23 protein-coding genes are annotated in these 16,201 nt (G+C 55.0%); 21 read left to right on the top strand and 2 right to left on the bottom strand.

Annotated elements, in window-relative coordinates:
• Positions 1-39: 39 nt before the first annotated feature.
• The 18 genes from rplO (at position 40) to salA (ending at position 12,457) form a co-directional block, all read left to right on the top strand.
• Positions 40-483, top strand: a complete 444-nt coding sequence (gene rplO, locus H4Q31_RS18160) for a 50S ribosomal protein L15 (protein ID WP_185180482.1) — start codon at positions 40-42, stop codon at positions 481-483.
• Positions 483-1,787, top strand: coding sequence for a preprotein translocase subunit SecY (gene secY / locus H4Q31_RS18155; RefSeq protein WP_185180481.1), 1,305 nt, complete (start codon positions 483-485; stop codon positions 1,785-1,787). Before rplO ends, secY begins: the two co-directional genes overlap by 1 nt.
• A 24-nt stretch (positions 1,788-1,811) precedes the next feature.
• The gene (locus H4Q31_RS18150) at positions 1,812-2,456 is read left to right on the top strand and encodes an adenylate kinase (RefSeq protein WP_185180480.1); all 645 of its coding nucleotides are present in this window, start codon (positions 1,812-1,814) and stop codon (positions 2,454-2,456) included.
• A 6-nt stretch (positions 2,457-2,462) separates the two neighbouring features.
• A complete protein-coding gene (gene map / locus H4Q31_RS18145; protein WP_185180479.1) occupies positions 2,463-3,215 on the top strand; it encodes a type I methionyl aminopeptidase in 753 nt (250 codons plus the stop codon).
• Between the two features lie 10 nt (positions 3,216-3,225).
• Positions 3,226-3,534, top strand: coding sequence for a KOW domain-containing RNA-binding protein (locus H4Q31_RS18140; RefSeq protein WP_185180478.1), 309 nt, complete (start codon positions 3,226-3,228; stop codon positions 3,532-3,534).
• A 2-nt stretch (positions 3,535-3,536) separates the two neighbouring features.
• Entirely contained in the window at positions 3,537-3,752 is a 216-nt protein-coding gene (gene infA, locus H4Q31_RS18135; protein WP_015253312.1) for a translation initiation factor IF-1, read from the top strand.
• 88 nt (positions 3,753-3,840) lie between these two features.
• Positions 3,841-3,954, top strand: coding sequence for a 50S ribosomal protein L36 (gene rpmJ, locus H4Q31_RS18130; protein ID WP_003333770.1), 114 nt, complete (start codon positions 3,841-3,843; stop codon positions 3,952-3,954).
• A gap of 18 nt (positions 3,955-3,972) precedes the next feature.
• Positions 3,973-4,341, top strand: a complete 369-nt coding sequence (rpsM, locus tag H4Q31_RS18125) for a 30S ribosomal protein S13 (RefSeq protein WP_185180477.1) — start codon at positions 3,973-3,975, stop codon at positions 4,339-4,341.
• An 18-nt stretch (positions 4,342-4,359) separates the two neighbouring features.
• Positions 4,360-4,758, top strand: a complete 399-nt coding sequence (gene rpsK / locus H4Q31_RS18120) for a 30S ribosomal protein S11 (RefSeq protein WP_185180476.1) — start codon at positions 4,360-4,362, stop codon at positions 4,756-4,758.
• Positions 4,759-4,902: 144 nt separating this feature from the next.
• Positions 4,903-5,847 carry a DNA-directed RNA polymerase subunit alpha gene (locus H4Q31_RS18115; RefSeq protein ID WP_185132629.1) on the top strand — a complete coding sequence of 315 codons (945 nt, stop codon included), beginning with the start codon at positions 4,903-4,905 and terminating at the stop codon, positions 5,845-5,847.
• 33 nt (positions 5,848-5,880) lie between these two features.
• Positions 5,881-6,246 carry a 50S ribosomal protein L17 gene (gene rplQ, locus H4Q31_RS18110; RefSeq protein WP_185180475.1) on the top strand — a complete coding sequence of 122 codons (366 nt, stop codon included), beginning with the start codon at positions 5,881-5,883 and terminating at the stop codon, positions 6,244-6,246.
• Positions 6,247-6,355: 109 nt separating this feature from the next.
• Positions 6,356-7,168: a tRNA pseudouridine(38-40) synthase TruA gene (truA, locus tag H4Q31_RS18105; RefSeq protein ID WP_185180474.1), complete on the top strand. Its 813-nt coding sequence runs from the start codon at positions 6,356-6,358 to the stop codon at positions 7,166-7,168.
• A 261-nt stretch (positions 7,169-7,429) separates the two neighbouring features.
• Positions 7,430-7,867 carry a 50S ribosomal protein L13 gene (rplM, locus tag H4Q31_RS18100; protein WP_185180473.1) on the top strand — a complete coding sequence of 146 codons (438 nt, stop codon included), beginning with the start codon at positions 7,430-7,432 and terminating at the stop codon, positions 7,865-7,867.
• Between the two features lie 20 nt (positions 7,868-7,887).
• The gene (gene rpsI / locus H4Q31_RS18095) at positions 7,888-8,280 is read left to right on the top strand and encodes a 30S ribosomal protein S9 (protein ID WP_185180472.1); all 393 of its coding nucleotides are present in this window, start codon (positions 7,888-7,890) and stop codon (positions 8,278-8,280) included.
• A 204-nt stretch (positions 8,281-8,484) separates the two neighbouring features.
• A complete protein-coding gene (locus tag H4Q31_RS18090) occupies positions 8,485-9,177 on the top strand; it encodes a phosphoadenylyl-sulfate reductase (protein WP_185180471.1) in 693 nt (230 codons plus the stop codon).
• 29 nt (positions 9,178-9,206) lie between these two features.
• Positions 9,207-10,376 (top strand): sulfate adenylyltransferase, encoded by a 1,170-nt coding sequence (gene sat / locus H4Q31_RS18085; protein ID WP_185180470.1) that lies wholly within the window; start codon positions 9,207-9,209, stop codon positions 10,374-10,376.
• Positions 10,377-10,529: 153 nt separating this feature from the next.
• A complete protein-coding gene (gene cwlD, locus H4Q31_RS18080; RefSeq protein ID WP_311771760.1) occupies positions 10,530-11,270 on the top strand; it encodes an N-acetylmuramoyl-L-alanine amidase CwlD in 741 nt (246 codons plus the stop codon).
• A gap of 56 nt (positions 11,271-11,326) precedes the next feature.
• On the top strand, positions 11,327-12,457 hold the full coding sequence (salA, locus tag H4Q31_RS18075) for an iron-sulfur carrier protein/transcriptional regulator SalA (protein ID WP_185180469.1): 1,131 nt from the start codon (positions 11,327-11,329) through the stop codon (positions 12,455-12,457).
• 48 nt (positions 12,458-12,505) lie between these two features.
• On the opposite strand, the gene gerD is transcribed toward salA, so the two are convergent.
• Positions 12,506-13,204 carry a spore germination lipoprotein GerD gene (gerD, locus tag H4Q31_RS18070; RefSeq protein ID WP_185180468.1) on the bottom strand — a complete coding sequence of 233 codons (699 nt, stop codon included), beginning with the start codon at positions 13,202-13,204 and terminating at the stop codon, positions 12,506-12,508.
• Positions 13,205-13,338: 134 nt separating this feature from the next.
• Between gerD and H4Q31_RS18065 the strand changes: the two genes are divergently transcribed.
• Complete coding sequence (locus H4Q31_RS18065; protein ID WP_185180467.1) at positions 13,339-13,965, top strand: KinB-signaling pathway activation protein; 627 nt, start codon at positions 13,339-13,341, stop codon at positions 13,963-13,965.
• Positions 13,966-13,976: 11 nt separating this feature from the next.
• Here H4Q31_RS18065 and pdaB read toward each other — a convergent pair whose 3' ends face one another.
• Positions 13,977-14,762: a polysaccharide deacetylase family sporulation protein PdaB gene (gene pdaB / locus H4Q31_RS18060; protein ID WP_185180466.1), complete on the bottom strand. Its 786-nt coding sequence runs from the start codon at positions 14,760-14,762 to the stop codon at positions 13,977-13,979.
• A gap of 120 nt (positions 14,763-14,882) precedes the next feature.
• Between pdaB and H4Q31_RS18055 the strand changes: the two genes are divergently transcribed.
• A complete protein-coding gene (locus H4Q31_RS18055; protein WP_185180465.1) occupies positions 14,883-15,494 on the top strand; it encodes a stage II sporulation protein M in 612 nt (203 codons plus the stop codon).
• Positions 15,495-15,637: 143 nt separating this feature from the next.
• Positions 15,638-15,859, top strand: coding sequence for a hypothetical protein (locus H4Q31_RS18050; RefSeq protein WP_185180539.1), 222 nt, complete (start codon positions 15,638-15,640; stop codon positions 15,857-15,859).
• The last annotated feature ends 342 nt before the right edge of the window (positions 15,860-16,201 follow it).

The raw sequence follows: 16,201 nt of genomic DNA, 5'->3' as shown, positions 1-16,201 counted from the left end.
ATACGTAACTGCAAATCACTCAAGGAGGTGCGACGAACGATGAAATTGCATGAACTCTCTCCTGCTGAAGGATCGAAGTTCAGCCGCAAGCGCGTCGGTCGCGGCATCGGCAGCGGTATGGGCAAGACGTCCACCCGCGGTCACAAAGGTCAAAACGCCCGTTCCGGCGGCGGTGTTCGTCCCGGATTCGAAGGCGGCCAGAACCCTCTGTACCGCAGACTGCCGAAGCGCGGCTTCAACAACGATCGCTTCGCGACTGTATACGCGATCGTAAACCTGGATCAACTGAACGGATTTGCGGCTGGCACGGAAGTAACGCCGGAACTGTTGCTGAACAGCGGCATCATCAAGAATCCGAAGGATGGCATTAAGATCCTGGGTAACGGCGAGTTGAACGTACAGCTGACGGTTAAGGCACACAAGTTCTCTGAATCCGCAGCAGCAAAAATCCAGGCCGCCGGCGGTAAAACCGAGGTGATCTAATGTTCGCGACCGTCTCAAACATTTGGAAAGTCGAGGACCTTCGCAAGAGGATCCTGTTCACACTTCTCATCCTGCTTGTCTATCGCGTAGGTTCTTTCATTCCGGTTCCGAACATTGACAAGAGCGTGCTCGAGGCGACTAACGAACAAGGCAACGAGTTGTTCGGCCTTCTGAACACCTTCTCTGGCGGGGCGCTGTTCCAGTTCTCGATCTTCGCACTGGGGATCATGCCGTATATTACGGCTTCCATCATCGTGCAGTTGCTGTCGATGGACGTCATTCCGAAATTCGCGGAATGGGCGAAGGAAGGCGAGAACGGCAAACGGAAGTTGGCTCAGGTTACGCGCTATGGAACGATCGTTCTGGGGTTGATTCAGGCATTTGCTACTGCGATCGGCTTCAATCGGATGTATGGCCTTCAGATGGTTGTAGATCCGACTGCCGCCACCTACATCATGATTGCCATCGTGTTGACTGCAGGTACGGCTTTCCTTATGTGGCTGGGCGAGCAGATTAATGAGAAGGGGATTGGTAACGGTATATCGATCCTGATGTTCGCGGCGATTGTATCCCGCATTCCGCAATATGCGCAGGACATTTACCGCGATCAGTTCGTGAACGCCACTAGCGATCAAACGTTCTGGAGCATTCTTCGGATCGTGATCATTGTCCTCGTGGTTGTGCTGCTCATTGTTGGCGTAATCTTCGTCCAGCAAGGCGTGCGCAAGATTCCGGTTCAATACGCGAAGCGCGTCGTCGGACAGAAAATGTACGGCGGCCAATCGACGCACATTCCGCTTAAAGTGAATGGCGCCGGCGTTATCCCGGTTATCTTCGCCTCTTCGCTGCTGTTGTTCCCGGTTACGATCGCGAACTTCTGGTCGGATCACGAGTGGGCAAGATGGATCATCAACCATCTGTACTATGACAAGCCGCTCGGTATGGTTCTGTACATTCTGCTCATCGTCGGATTCACCTTCTTCTACACGTTCGTCCAGTTCAATCCTCAACAATTGGCTGACAACATGAAGAAGAACGGCGGATACATCCCTGGCATTCGTCCGGGCAAACCGACACAGGGCTACCTGATGCGCGTTATTACTCGTATCACTTTGGCAGGGGCGATCTTCCTTGCCATCATCTCGATCCTTCCGGTTATCTTCGGAACGCTTGGCGATCTGCCTCGCAACATTACGCTTGGCGGCACCTCGCTGCTGATCGTCGTCGGTGTTGCGCTCGAGACGATGAAGCAAGTGGAGAGCAACTTGATCAAACGCCACTACAAAGGGTTTATCAATAAGTAAGACAACGCCTTGGGAGGAACAGCAATGAACATTCTGTTTATGGGGCCCCCTGGCGCCGGCAAAGGCACGCAGGCCGAACGAATCGTCGAGACATTCGGCATTCCGCATATCTCGACGGGGGACGCGTTCCGCTTGGCGATGAAAGAGAACACTCCGCTCGGACAGAAGGCCAAAGAGTATGTCGATCAAGGCCTTCTCGTACCGGACGAAGTAACGAACGGCATCGTCCGCGATCGTCTGTCCCTGCCTGACTGCGAAGCCGGATTTCTGCTCGACGGCTACCCGCGTACGCTTGCTCAAGCCGAAGCGCTCGATCAGATGCTTGCCGACATGGGCCGCAAGATCGACCACGTCATTAACCTGAAGGTGGACCGCAGCTTCCTGCTGGCTCGCCTGACGGGGCGTCGGATCTGCAAGTCTTGCGGGTCTACCTACCACGTGATGTTCAATCCGCCGAAGCAAGACGGCGTGTGCGACAAGTGCGGCGGCGAGCTGTATCAGCGCTCCGACGATACGGAAGAGAAAGTCGGCACGAGGCTGGACGAGTATACGAGCAAGACGGCGCCGTTGCTCGAATACTACGGCAACAAAGGTTTGCTCCGTGATGTGGACGGGGAGAAGGATATCGACGCGGTTACGGCCGACATCGGTTCCCTCCTGAGAGGGTAACCAGCCATGATCGTGTGCAAATCCGAATCGGAATTGAAGTTGATGCGGGAGGCCGGCCGGATTGTCGCGGAGACGCATCGCCTGATGAAGCAGGCGGTTGTCCCCGGCATCACGACCGCGGAGCTTGATCGGATCGCCGACGAGTACATCCGCAGCCAAGGCGCCGTTCCTTCCTTCAAAGGCTATAACGGATTCCCGTCCAGCATATGCGCTTCCGTCAACGAGGAGCTCGTTCACGGATTCCCCGGTCCGCGGAAGCTCGTAGAGGGTGATATCATCAGCATCGACATCGGCGCGCAGTATAAAGGTTATCACGGAGATTCCGCCTGGACTTACGGCGTCGGGAAGATTAGCGACTCGGCTCAAAGGCTGCTTGACGTGACGGAAGCGTCGCTGTACGCTGGCCTTGAGCAAGTCCGCCCCGATGTGCGTTTGTTCACGATCTCGCACCGCATCCAGCAAGTCATCGAAGAGGCAGGCTTCTCGGTCGTTCGCGAATATGTCGGTCACGGCGTAGGCACTGAACTGCACGAGGAACCGCAAATTCCGAACTACGGTCCTCCCGATCGGGGGCCGCGGCTGAAGCCAGGCATGGTACTGGCGATCGAGCCGATGGTCAATGTGGGAGAACGATACGTGAAGACACTCTCCGATAACTGGACGGTCGTTACCGTGGACGGCTCCCTGTGCGCGCATTTCGAACATACGATTGCCGTGACTGAAGATGGGTACGAGATCCTGACCCGAACGGAAGCCTAGGTGAATCGACATGACGGATCACGCAAGGTTGTCGCCCGGCGACATCGTGAAGAACCGGCGCGGCAAGGACGAGGGAACATTGACGGTTGTCATCGCCCTCGAGGATGAGCGTTTCGTTCTCGTGGCCGACGGCGACAAACGCCGATTCGACCGGCCGAAACGCAAGAATGTGCTGCATCTCGACCCTATCGGGATGTCCAGCGCCGAAGTCGCAAGCAGTCTTCGAGAGACCGGACGCGTGACCAACGGGAAGCTCCGGTTCGCCATCGCCGACGCAATGCGTCGGCTCGAAGCTGATGCTGAAGAGAAAGGAGAATGACCGTGGCCAAAGAGGACGTCATTGAGGTAGAGGGAACGGTCATCGAACCGCTGCCAAACGCCATGTTCCGAGTTGAACTCGAGAACGGACACCAAATACTGGCGCACGTCTCCGGCAAGCTGCGGATGCACTTCATCCGTATTCTGACGGGAGACAAAGTGGTTATCCAACTGTCGCCTTACGATCTGACGCGGGGCCGGATTACCTACCGCAAATAGCTTATCCGATCTACCGCACCACTCGTGACGATCGCTTGGGTGCTTAAGCACATCTGGTTACGATCGCACATTGAAGGAGGTTATTATCATGAAGGTGAGACCTTCGGTCAAGCCGATTTGCGAGAAATGCAAAGTCATTCGCCGCAAAGGCAACGTGATGGTTATCTGCGAGAATCCGAAACACAAACAAAAACAAGGCTAAGAGGAGGTGCTGTAAAGCATGGCACGTATTGCTGGTGTTGACCTTCCCCGCGACAAGCGGGTGGAAATCGCCCTGACGTACATCTTCGGAATCGGTAAAACGACTTCCCAGAAGGTGCTCGCAACGGCCGGCATCAACCCCGACACGCGCGTTCGCGATCTGACCGAAGACGAGCTTGCTCGCATTCGCGAAGGTATCGACAAGTCGCTGAAGGTTGAAGGCGACCTGCGCCGCGAGATTGCTCTGAACATTAAGCGTCTGATCGAGATCGGCTGCTATCGCGGTGTCCGCCACCGTCGCGGCTTGCCGGTTCGCGGCCAACGTACGAAGACGAATGCCCGCACGCGCAAAGGCCCGCGTCGTACGGTAGCTAACAAGAAGAAGTAATAAGGGGGGATAATCAACATGGCACCAAAAGGCAAGAAAGTCGTTCGTACCAAGCGTCGTGACCGGAAGAACATTGACTCTGGCGTCGCGCATATCCGCTCCACGTTCAACAATACGATCGTGACGATCACGGATCCGCACGGCAACGCGATCTCCTGGGCGAGCTCCGGCAACCTTGGCTTCAAAGGCTCCCGTAAGAGCACTCCGTACGCAGCGCAGATGGCGGCTGAATCCGCAGCTCGCGCAGCAATGGAGCATGGTATGCGTACCGTTGAAGTTATGGTTAAAGGTCCTGGTGCAGGCCGAGAAGCGGCTATCCGCTCTCTCCAAGCAGCAGGTCTTGAGGTCAGCATGATCAAAGACGTTACGCCGATCCCGCATAACGGCTGCCGTCCTCCGAAACGCCGTCGCGTATAAGCCAGCCGCTGTGGTATCAAACAAGAACAACTTGTGAATAATGGTTGTAATGGTTAGGCATACTACATTGTTTACCTTTGAAGATCGAGGTGAACAAACGGCAACGTCAGCAATGCAGCGACGTTTTGAAGGAGGGTTATGGTTGTGATTGTGATCGAGAAGCCGAAAATCGAATCTGTGGAGATCCAAGAAGACAAGAGGTACGGACGTTTCGTCGTGGAGCCGCTGGAACGCGGTTACGGCATGACGTTGGGCAACTCCCTCCGCCGCATTCTGCTGTCGTCCCTTCCGGGCGCAGCCGTCATATCGGTGCAGATCGACGGAGTCCTTCACGAGTTCTCCACCGTTCCGGGCGTCATTGAGGATGTTACGGAAATTATCCTCAATCTGAAACGTCTCTCGCTCAAGATTCATTCCGACGAGGAGAAAGTGCTCGAGATTGATGCTGAAGGCGAAGGCGTTGTGACGGCGGGCGACATTCGAGCGGACAGCGACGTGGAGATCTTGAATCCGGATCTGCACATCGCGACTCTGGCTTCCGGTGCGCGCCTTCATATGCGCATTTTTGCCAGACAGGGACGCGGTTACGTCCCGGCGGATCGCAACAAGAAGGAAGATCAGCCGATCGGCGTCATTCCGGTCGATTCGATCTACACGCCTATTACCCGCGTAAACTATAAAGTCGAAAATACCCGTGTCGGCCAAGTGACTAACTATGACAAGCTCACGCTCGAAGTTTGGACCGACGGCAGTATTCGACCGGAAGAAGCGGTCAGTTTGGGCGCGAAGATCCTGACGGATCACTTGTCGTTGTTCGTCGGATTAACGGACGAAGCCAAAGATACCGAGACGATGAAGGAGAAGGAAGAGGACAAGAAGGAGAAAGTGCTCGAGATGACCATCGAAGAGCTCGATCTCTCTGTCCGCTCCTACAACTGCCTCAAGAGAGCCGGCATCAATACGGTGCAAGAGCTGATCACCAAATCCGAAGAGGATATGATGAAGGTCCGCAACCTGGGCCGCAAGTCCTTGGAAGAAGTGCAAGAGAAGCTCGAAGAGCTCGGTCTCGGTTTAAGAGTCGAAGAATAAGCAAGGCAGAATAAGCAGCAAGGAGGGAATACGATGGCTTACCAAAAACTGAGTCGCGATTCCAGCTCCCGGAAGGCCCTCTTCCGCGACCTGGTAACCGACCTGTTCCTGTACGAGCGCATCCAAACGACCGAAGCGAAAGCCAAGGAAGTGCGTTCCATCGCCGAGAAACTGATTACGCTCGCGAAGCGCGGCGATCTTCATGCCCGTCGTCAAGCGGCGGCATTCGTGCGTCGTGAAACGCTGAACGGCGATCAAGACGCCATCCAGAAGTTGTTCTCCGACTTGGCGTCTCGTTACGCTGAGCGTCCGGGCGGATACACTCGCATCTTGAAGCTTGGACCTCGTCGCGGCGACTCCGCCCCGATGGTGTTCCTCGAGCTCGTAGATCGCGCGTAAGACCGGAACAAGAAAGGATGGTCCGAACATATCTTCGGGTCATCCTTTTTTTGTGCCGAAGGAACCAAGCGAGCTTCTAAGGTGTATTTTGTTCCGGAGGGAATCGCCTATGCGGACTATTGCCTTGTTAGTCAGCTATGACGGTACAGGCTACAGCGGCTATCAGAGCCAGCCGGAAGGCAACACGGTTCAAGACCGGCTCGAACATGCGATACGCCTGTTGTTAGGGGAACCCGTGAAGGTTCACGGATCGGGTCGAACGGACGCCGGCGTTCACGCGCTTGGTCAAGTCGTGAGCTTTCGTACCGACTCCCGGATTCCAATCGAGCGATGGGCGCTGGCGCTAAACGCTAGACTTCCGGAAGATATTGTCGTCCGTGCAGCTGTAGAGGCACCTCAAGCGTTCCACGCTCGCCGTTCGGCTATACGGAAGACATATCGCTATATGATCGACAGCTCGCAATTTCCGGATGTGTTCGGCCGCCAGTATGCTTTCCATCACCCGAAGCCGCTTCGCTTCGACGCGATGAGAGAGTCGCTCCGCCATCTGATTGGCGAGCATGACTTCACCTCGTTCACCTCGCCGAATTCGACGAAGCCGAGTCACATCCGAACGCTGTATGAAGCCAAGCTGCTTCACTTGCCGGGCGGAGATGGCTTCCAAGAGGAAGGCAGGGGCAAGTCTTGCCTTTATCTGACCGGCAATGGATTCCTATATAATATGGTAAGGATTATTGCCGGAACGCTTCTGCAGATCGGTGAAGGCAAACGGCAGCCGGAAGAGATGGCACGAATATTGGCCGCCCGAGACCGTGCGGCAGCCGGTCCAACCGCTAGGCCGCATGGGCTGACGCTTATGAGCGTGGAATACGGACCGGAGTGGGGAATCGATTGGCAGGCAGCCATTCATCGGAGACGATAATTGCGAATAATACGCTTGCGAATCCGGTAGTTATGCTGTACAATAATTTTTGTGCTTTCTTCATGGCTATCCCACGGCCCCGGTGAAGAGACACCAAGTTTTGACGAAGTGAACGGTTGACCTTACGTCGTTGAACGGCGGCAAGGATCTAGTCAATCGTCCGCTGGCTGATGTGCCTTAGACAAGAATTGATGATGTATGACATGACTTGAATAACGTTGATATACAACGGATTACGGCGAATAAGAAGGAGGATCAACTATGCGTACAACTTATATGGCGAAGCCGAATGAAGTCGAACGCAAGTGGTACGTCATCGACGCTGAAGGCAAGACCCTCGGCCGTCTGGCTACCGAAGCCGCATCTCTGATCCGCGGCAAACACAAACCTGAATTCACCCCTCACGTGGATACCGGCGATTTCGTCGTGATTATCAACGCTGAGAAGATCGTTCTGACCGGCAAGAAGCTGCAGCAGAAGAAGTACTACACGCACTCCCACTATCCGGGCGGCTTGAAGACGACGACGGCTGGCGAGATGATCGCCAAGAAGCCGGCTCGCCTGATCGAATTGGCTGTCTACGGCATGCTGCCGAAGAACAAGCTCGGTCACCAGCTTCAAACAAAGTTGAAAGTATACGCTGGTTCGGAACATCCGCACCAAGCCCAACAACCTGAAGTTTACGAACTTCGCGGTTAATCGAAAGGGAGGACCTACCAATGGCTCAAGCGAATTATATTGGAACAGGCCGCCGGAAGCATTCGGTTGCGCGAGTTCGTCTCGTACCGGGTGAAGGCCAAATCTTGATCAACAAACGCGACATCAACGAATATTTCGGTCTCGAGACGCTGAAGCTGATCGTTAAGCAGCCGCTCGTTCTGACCGAGACTGCTGGCAAATACGACATCATCGTATTGGCTAACGGCGGCGGTATGAGCGGCCAAGCTGGTGCAATCCGCCATGGCATCTCTCGCGCTCTGCTGAAGGCAGATCCGGAGCTGCGCTCCACGCTGAAGAAAGCCGGCTTCCTGACCCGCGATCCGCGGATGAAGGAACGTAAGAAGTACGGCCTTAAGGCTGCTCGCCGCGCTCCTCAGTTCTCCAAGCGTTAATCCGATTCAACATCAAAGCCTTCTCGTTGTCCATCAGGGACATCGGGAAGGCTTTTTTCGTATACTATTGGGCGCCCGCACCTTGCAAGAAATACTTTCTGCCAAAATGACAAAAAGAAGTCCATTATATATTGATAATTCCGATCAGATAACATATAATTTCCTTGCAAATGGGTGTTAACTTACCATTAGGGGGTTATTCGGTTGAATTTGCTGGAGAAAGAAGCTCTTATTCGCGACAAAGCAGAGGAGTTCGAGCATGCCTCCCCGGAGACGGTCATCCGTTGGGCCGTCGAAGCGTTCCCGAACATTACGTTCGCCTGCAGCTTCGGCGCTGAGGACGTCGTGCTGGTCGATATGCTGCAGAAGATCAGCCCATCTACGGACATTTTCTATCTGGACACGGATTTCCACTTCAAGGAGACGTATGAGACGCGTGATCGGATCGCCGCGAGATACAAGCTGCAATTCGTTCAAGTTAAGCCGAAGCTGACGCCGGAAGAGCAAGCGGCTAAGCACGGGGAGAAGCTTTGGAGCGTCAATCCGACTGCTTGCTGCGACATTCGCAAGGTCGAGCCGTTGACGCGTATTCTGGGCAACTATGAAGCCTGGATTACCGGCATTCGCCGTGATCAGGCTCCGACTCGGGCGAATGCGAAGAAGGTGGAATACGACACGAAGTTCGGCCTCGTCAAGTTCAATCCGCTGGCGTCTTGGACGACCGGGGACGTGTGGGATTATATCCGCACGAACGATATTATCTACAACCCGCTGCATGACCGGAATTATCCGAGCATTGGCTGCGCGTACTGCACACGTCCGGTTGCGGCAGGCGAAGATCCGCGTGCGGGACGCTGGGCCGGCTTCGAGAAGACCGAGTGCGGCCTGCACAAATAAATTATTCGGCAGAGGAGAGAGACGCGAGGATGAGCGCAATCAAGCCGCATGGCGGCACTTTGGTGAATCGAATCGCAGTTGGCGCGGAACGCGATGCGCTGCTGAAGGAAGCTGCATCTCTTGCGGCCATCCCGGTGAACGCTTGGACGGTCTCGGATATGGATCTGATCGGCGTTGGAGCCTTCAGCCCGCTGACCGGCTTCCTTAACGAAGAGGATTATGTCTCGGTCATCGAGAGCATGCGCCTGAAGAATGGCCAAATATGGAGTATCCCGATCACGTTAGCGGTAACCGAAGAGCAAGCGTCTGCGTTGTCCGTCGGCAAGCGCGCTGCGCTGGTAGGAGAGTCCGACGGCGTCGCATACGGGATAATCGACGTTGAGAGCATCTACCAGCCCGATAAGCGACGCGAGGCTGTTCAAGTGTTCAAGACCGAGGACATGGAGCATCCCGGCGTCCGCAAGCTGCTCGAGCGGCCGAACGTCTACATCGGGGGCCTCATTCAAGTGGTGAACCGTCCGGTTCCGGAGAAGTTCAATGAGTACTACTTCACGCCGGCTGAGACAAGACAGATCTTCACCGACAAGCAGTGGCGAACGGTCGTCGGCTTCCAGACACGCAACCCGGTTCATCGAGCGCACGAGTATATTCAGAAATCAGCGATGGAGATTGTTGACGGACTGTTCTTGAATCCGCTCGTTGGCGAGACGAAGTCCGATGACGTCCCGGCTAACGTGCGCATGAAGAGCTACGTGGCGCTGCTGGAGAACTACTACCCGAAGGACCGCGTATTCCTCGGCGTCTTCCCGGCCGCCATGCGCTATGCAGGTCCTCGCGAGGCCGTCTTCCATGCGCTTGTTCGCAAGAACTACGGCTGCACGCACTTCATCGTCGGGCGCGACCATGCGGGTGTCGGCGACTATTACGGCACATATGAAGCGCAGGAGCTGCTGCGCACATTCTCAGCCGAAGAGCTGGGCATTATGCCGTTGTTCTTCGAGCACAGCTTCTTCTGCACCAAATGCGGCAACATGGCATCCAGCAAGACGTGCCCCCACGGCAAGGAGGATCATCTGACGCTGTCCGGAACGAAGGTGCGTGCGATGCTGCGCGACGGCATCTGCCCGCCGCCGGAATTCTCCCGCCCTGAAGTCGCCAAGATCCTGATCGAGGGCATGTCGGAAGCCGTTGAGGCTTAAGCACACGCCGCTTGAACGAAGATAAGCATATTTGTCCACCTCGTCCCATAAGATGTAGCGTACTTCGCTGGGACGGGGTGGTTCTTTGTGTCTAATAGCTCCAATAGAGGAAAGGTCGGCGGTTCGCATCCCAGAAGAGGACGAATCGGCTTCGTGGTATGGATCTCGCGCAAGGCTTGGCTGCGCCTTCTGTCGGCCGCCGCATTGCTGGTATTGGCGTGCACGGTTCTGTCTTCGGAAGTGCCGGTGTCCAAGACATGGAGCTTCTGGACAACTCCGCTGACGGGCAAAGTGATCGCGCTCGACGCAGGCCACGGAGGCGTTGACGGAGGGGCTTCCAGCCGAGACGGCATCATCGAGAAGGACATCAACTTAGCCATCGTCTTGTATCTGCGCGATTATCTGCAGCAAGCGGGAGCGCTGGTCTATCTGACCCGCGAAGGCGATTACGACCTGGCAGGCAGCGGCGTCCAAGGCTATTCGAAGCGTAAGACGGAGGACTTGAAGGCGAGGGTGAAGACGATCCAGGATCGCCGAGCCGATCTTGTCGTCAGCGTCCATCTGAACAGCGTCCCGTCTTCCAAGTGGTCGGGCGCGCAATCGTTCTATTATTCCGGATCGAAGGAAGGGCAGCGGCTTGCGACGGCTATCCAGCAGGAGATCAAGGAGTCGCTTGGCAACACCACTCGCACGGCGATTGCGAACGACAAAGTATATCTGCTCAATACGCTGACGATGCCGACCGCACTGGTCGAGATCGGATTCCTGTCGCATCCGGAGGAATCGCAGCTTCTCGCGGACGAGACGTACCAGAAGAAAGTGGCAGCTTCCCTGTATCGGGGCATTCTTCGGTATAGCTCCGGGGAAGGCGCATCCCGGAACGCTCGGCCATAAGTCCGGCGATATGCTATAATAAGGATATTGTGCGAGATGAAGCGAGGGTTGTAATGATGATCACGAGAGAAAATGTATTGGATGCCCTTCAATCGGTGAACGAGCCGACATTGGATCAACCGCTGGTCTCGCTAGGATTGGTGAGAGACGTCGTTGTTCGGGAGAACGGAATATCCCTGACGGCAGTGCTTCATCCAGACAGCATCACTCAAGCGGACAAGCTGGAGGAGCAATTGCACCAAGCGCTTGCCAAGCTCCATACATCCGCGCCGCACATTCGCGTGCGGCCGATGACGGAGCATGAGAAGGCCGACACTTTGTCGAAGCTGGGCCACTCCCAGGAGAAGCAAGCATCGCAGCAGCAACAGCAGCAGCAAGCGCCTCCGGTTAAAGGTCATGGCGCAGGCTTGGAGAACAGCCCCCTGCTGGCCCCGGGCAGCGAGACGCAATTCATTGCGGTCGCAAGCGGGAAGGGCGGCGTCGGCAAGTCGACGGTTACCGTGAACTTGGCAGTTGCCTTGGCGCGCTGCGGCAAGCGGGTTGGATTAATGGATTGTGACATTTACGGCTTCAGCGTTCCCGATATGATGGGAATCGAGGAGCGTCCCGTACAAGTAGGGAACAAGATCAATCCTGTGGAACGGTTCGGCGTTAAAGTCATCTCGATGGGCTTCTTCGTCGAAGACAATAGCCCGGTGGTCTGGCGAGGCCCGATGCTGGGGCGAATGCTCCGCAACTTCTTCCAGGAGATCAACTGGGGCGAACTGGATTACGTGCTGCTCGATCTTCCGCCGGGCACGGGGGACGTAGCGCTTGACGTTCACCAGATACTGCCGCAGAGCAAGGAGATTATCGTGACGACACCGCATGCGACGGCGGCCTTCGTAGCGGCTCGCGCCGGTGCGATGGCGATTAAGACGCAGCATGAGGTGCTTGGCGTCGTCGAGAATATGTCCTGGTACGAGAGCCGATCGACCGGCGAGCGTGAATACGTTTTCGGACGCGGGGGCGGAGGCAGGCTGGCCGAGACGCTGCACACGGAATTGCTCGCGCAGTTCCCGCTGGGCGCGCCGGACAATCATCCGGCAGAGCCGGATTTCTCCCCGTCGGTTTACAAGGCAGACTCGCCGACTGGACAAGAATATACGGCGCTTGCCCGCAAGATCATCGAACGCTGCAACAGTTAAATGACACGCCCAAAAAAACCGGCTATAGCCGGTTTTTTTGATTGGACCTTAACCGCCGCCTCCACCGCCTCCGCTGTTACCGCCTCCGCTTTCACCCTCGCTTCCTCCGCCTTCACCGCTGTCCGTCTGACCGCCGCTATCTTCGCCGCCGCTTTGCACAGTCTTCGTCGGACTCAGCTGTTCCTTCACGACGCTCTCAAGCATCTTCATAATTTCCAGCTTAAAGATCGGGTTTTGAACCGCTTCTTGAACGGCGCTCATCATTTGCGTACGGTATTCGGTCGACTTCATCGCTTCGAACATGACCGTCTGCATATCCTTGCTCTTAAGAACGCCGATCAATTCTTTCTGATAAGTAGGATCCTTCATGAGATCCTTCTGCAACTGCTTGTTGTCTTTGCTGACTGCCTTGGCGAATTCTCCCGCAAATTTGGGATCCGTCATAATGCCGCGCAGAATTTTATCGTATTCAGGCGAAGTCAATACATCCTTCACCGCAGTCCGAACTTGTTCTTGATCGGCTGGAGTCAATGCCTGCATATGAAGGCTGGTGGCTCCATACTTGGCGGAGGAAGCTTTGTCAAGCGCTTCTTGAGCTTCGCTTGATCCAAGGATGTCAATGACCATCGATTTGACGTCTTTGTAGCTCATTTGTTCGCCGCCGCTGCTGCTTGTCTCGGCTCCGCACGACGTTAACGTGACGGCTAGCCCCAGCATGGCGCCAAGCCATGGCCAACGATAACGCATTACCGACCTACTCCCTTCATGGGCTTCTGGTCAGTAGTATGCGACGCGTCTCCGGTGAATATAAGGGGCCATTCATGGCTTTTTGACATGAACGTGGTAAAATGGGAATTGAACTGACAGAGGAGGAATTCGACTTGAATTTGCGCAAATGGATGACTTTGTTCGGCACCACCATTCTGATTGGAGGCGCTTCATCCTTAATCGCGGGGATAATTATGCTGCTCTGCGATTCTTCGTTCCAAGTCGTGGTGAAGACCGGCAACGACTGGATGTTCAATGTGACGATGATGGCGCTGGCGGGCTTGACGTTCGGGGCGTTCGCTCACATGGGATTCTTCGCTTATCTGATGTTGAATTACATAGCTAGAAGCATAATCAAGAAGCCGTATTACTGGGTAGCGCTGCAAGGGTTCGTGGCGGTATTCGTACTGGCGGAGATTGGATATTGGACATACGACAGCGCCTTCCCGGCTGCAACCTTCTGGCTGATTCCGCTCGCATTGGCGGCAGTAAGCCTTGCGGTCGCCTGGTGGAAGGTGAAGGAGACGACCGCGGGGGCTTGGATACCGACCTTGTTCTACATGATCGCGGTTACGACGATCGAGGCAATGCCGGGATTTCAATCTGGCAAAATCACATCTCTTATTTTCACACTCATTCCGTTGCTCGTCTGCAATACATTCCAGATCATGAGGCTTCACCGAGTGCTCTCCAAGCCTCATGCTTCCGCATCGGCCGTCTCTGCCAACGCTTCAAGATAAGCTATAGGGCATTAGGCCATCTCGGTCCAAGCGCTGCGATCCTCGACGGTCTGGCCCTTCGTCTCGGTCTGGCTGAGCAGTTGGGAGACGGTGACGAACTCGTAGCCTTGCGCACGCAATTGATCAATAATGATCGGCAGCGCTTCATGCGTCTGCTTGCACGAATCGCTTGCATGAAGCAGGATAATATCGCCGGGATGAGCCTTTGTCACAACCTTCGAGACAATGGCGTCTACGCCAGGGTTCTTCCAATCGAGAGAGTCCGTGTCCCATTGGATCACTTTGTAATTCATGCTCTCAGCCACGCGCAGCACGCGTTTGTCGAAGTCTCCGTTCGGCATCCGAATCAGATTGGGAGCCCGTCCTGTCATGTCAGATAGGATATCGTGCGCCGTTTGAATCTGCCGGCGTATCTCGTCCTCGCTGTATTGGCTGTAGTTGTCATGCTTATGTCCGTGGCTGCCGATCTCATATCCGCCGTCTACGATCTTCTTCACGATCTCCGGATGAGTCTTGCTCCAAGGCGAGGACAAGAAGAACGTCACGTTATTGACGCCCTTGTTCTTTAGGATGTCCAGGATGGGCTCCGCGCGTTTGTCGCCCCAGCTGATATCGAATGTCAGCGCCACTACTTTGCGATCAGTCGGCACGTTATAGATCGCTGAGGGCGGATGGGGGGCGAATACGCTGACATTGTCTCTCTCCGCCCAAATTACGCCGATCGAGAGCACAGCGGCAATCGTCAAGAAGAGAAACCGTTTGAGATTTCGCGCGTTATAAACAAAGAAGTGATTCATGGGGGCATTCCGCTCCTTTCCATAATTAGGGGAAATGGACTGGCTTAGGCTTGGTCAATACCAATGTATGCTTGGCCGAGTACAAGTTATTCGCGCCTTGCGCAAACGGAGGATATCGTTTTGTTTAGCAAACAAGCATTGCACCAGAACTGGAGAGACATCAAGCCGTATTTGATCTTCGCCTTTATTCTTTTCTTCGCCAGCCTCGTGGTTGGGGCTTCCTCTACGGGACCTGTCAATTGGCTTGACGAAGCCATCGAGAGCGTGAGAAGAATCTCCGAGTCGGCCGAGTCGTCCAACAATCCGGAGCAGACACTGTTCACGGCCATCTGGTTGAACAACGTGAGAAGCTCGCTGATGTCGCTCTATTTAGGCCTATTCGCCGGCGTGATGCCGATCGTGACGCTCGTGGTCAACGGCATGCTCATGGGCTATCTGTTCGGCAACTTTGCTGCGGCCGGCTATCAGATCGGACCGATGATCGTCAAAGGTATTCTTCCCCATGGCATATTGGAGATACCTGCGCTTATGCTGGCCTGCGCCTTCGGCGTACGTCTGGGTTTGTCGCTGCTTCGCGGGATCTGGGGATCGCTGATCGGGAGGAACGAGCCTTGGGCTCGATTTAAGCTGGCCATCAAAGGTTCCGTGCCCGCGGCTATCCTTGTCGTTCTGCTGCTGTTGATTGCGGCCGTGATCGAGAGTACGGTGACTTACCGTCTGATGGAAGGCTAAAATTTCTTTTCACGAAGAACATCCCCTGTCGGTCATAAAGCCGGCCGAAATGGCGCATAACAGTAAAACCCAATTCCGGAACGTTCAGCAAGACGACGATCCGATTATGCTGCTAATTTCGACTGGAGGCTAAGGGCATGCCGATGCTCGGAATGATGTTCACCGACAAAGAGTGCAAGGAATTCGACTACATGCTGCGCAAAGAGATGGATGAGATGCTGCTCGATATGAGTGATCGCAGACTTGATGGTCCTGTTAAGGAAGCCATCTCGAAGCGTTACAGAATCATCTTTCGCATGTATGCGCGAATTGCCCAGCCGCGGGAGCTGTCGCGCTACGCGCTAGGGTTGAAGACAAGCAAATAACGTTCTTCGGAGACGCCTGCTCATGCTGTATTGATGCGTGAAGGCGTCCTTGTCGTTAAGTCGGGATTTTTTCTTCGGAAAAGGGTTGACTCTGCATCAGCACATGTGTTAAATTAACTCTCGCCCCTCTTGGAGAGGCAAGCAGAAAGCGGGTTTCGGACAAGCAATCAGGTACAGCAAGAAATTACCTGTTGCAAAGAAACTGCCGAATGTGATATATTATGAAGGTCGCTGTTACGACAACGACGAGATAGAGAAGCAACGAACTTGTTCCTTGAAAACTGAACATCGAGCGTAATCGATCCGATCGTCGATCGGATTTAACGGACCCTGTCGAACTTG

It is taken from the genome of Cohnella lubricantis (assembly GCF_014212015.1).
In the GTDB taxonomy this organism is placed as follows: Bacteria; Bacillota; Bacilli; order Paenibacillales; family Paenibacillaceae; genus Cohnella; species Cohnella lubricantis.
The sequence above is the reverse complement of the archived record's forward strand: the minus strand, read 5'-3'. Positions and strand labels throughout refer to the sequence as shown.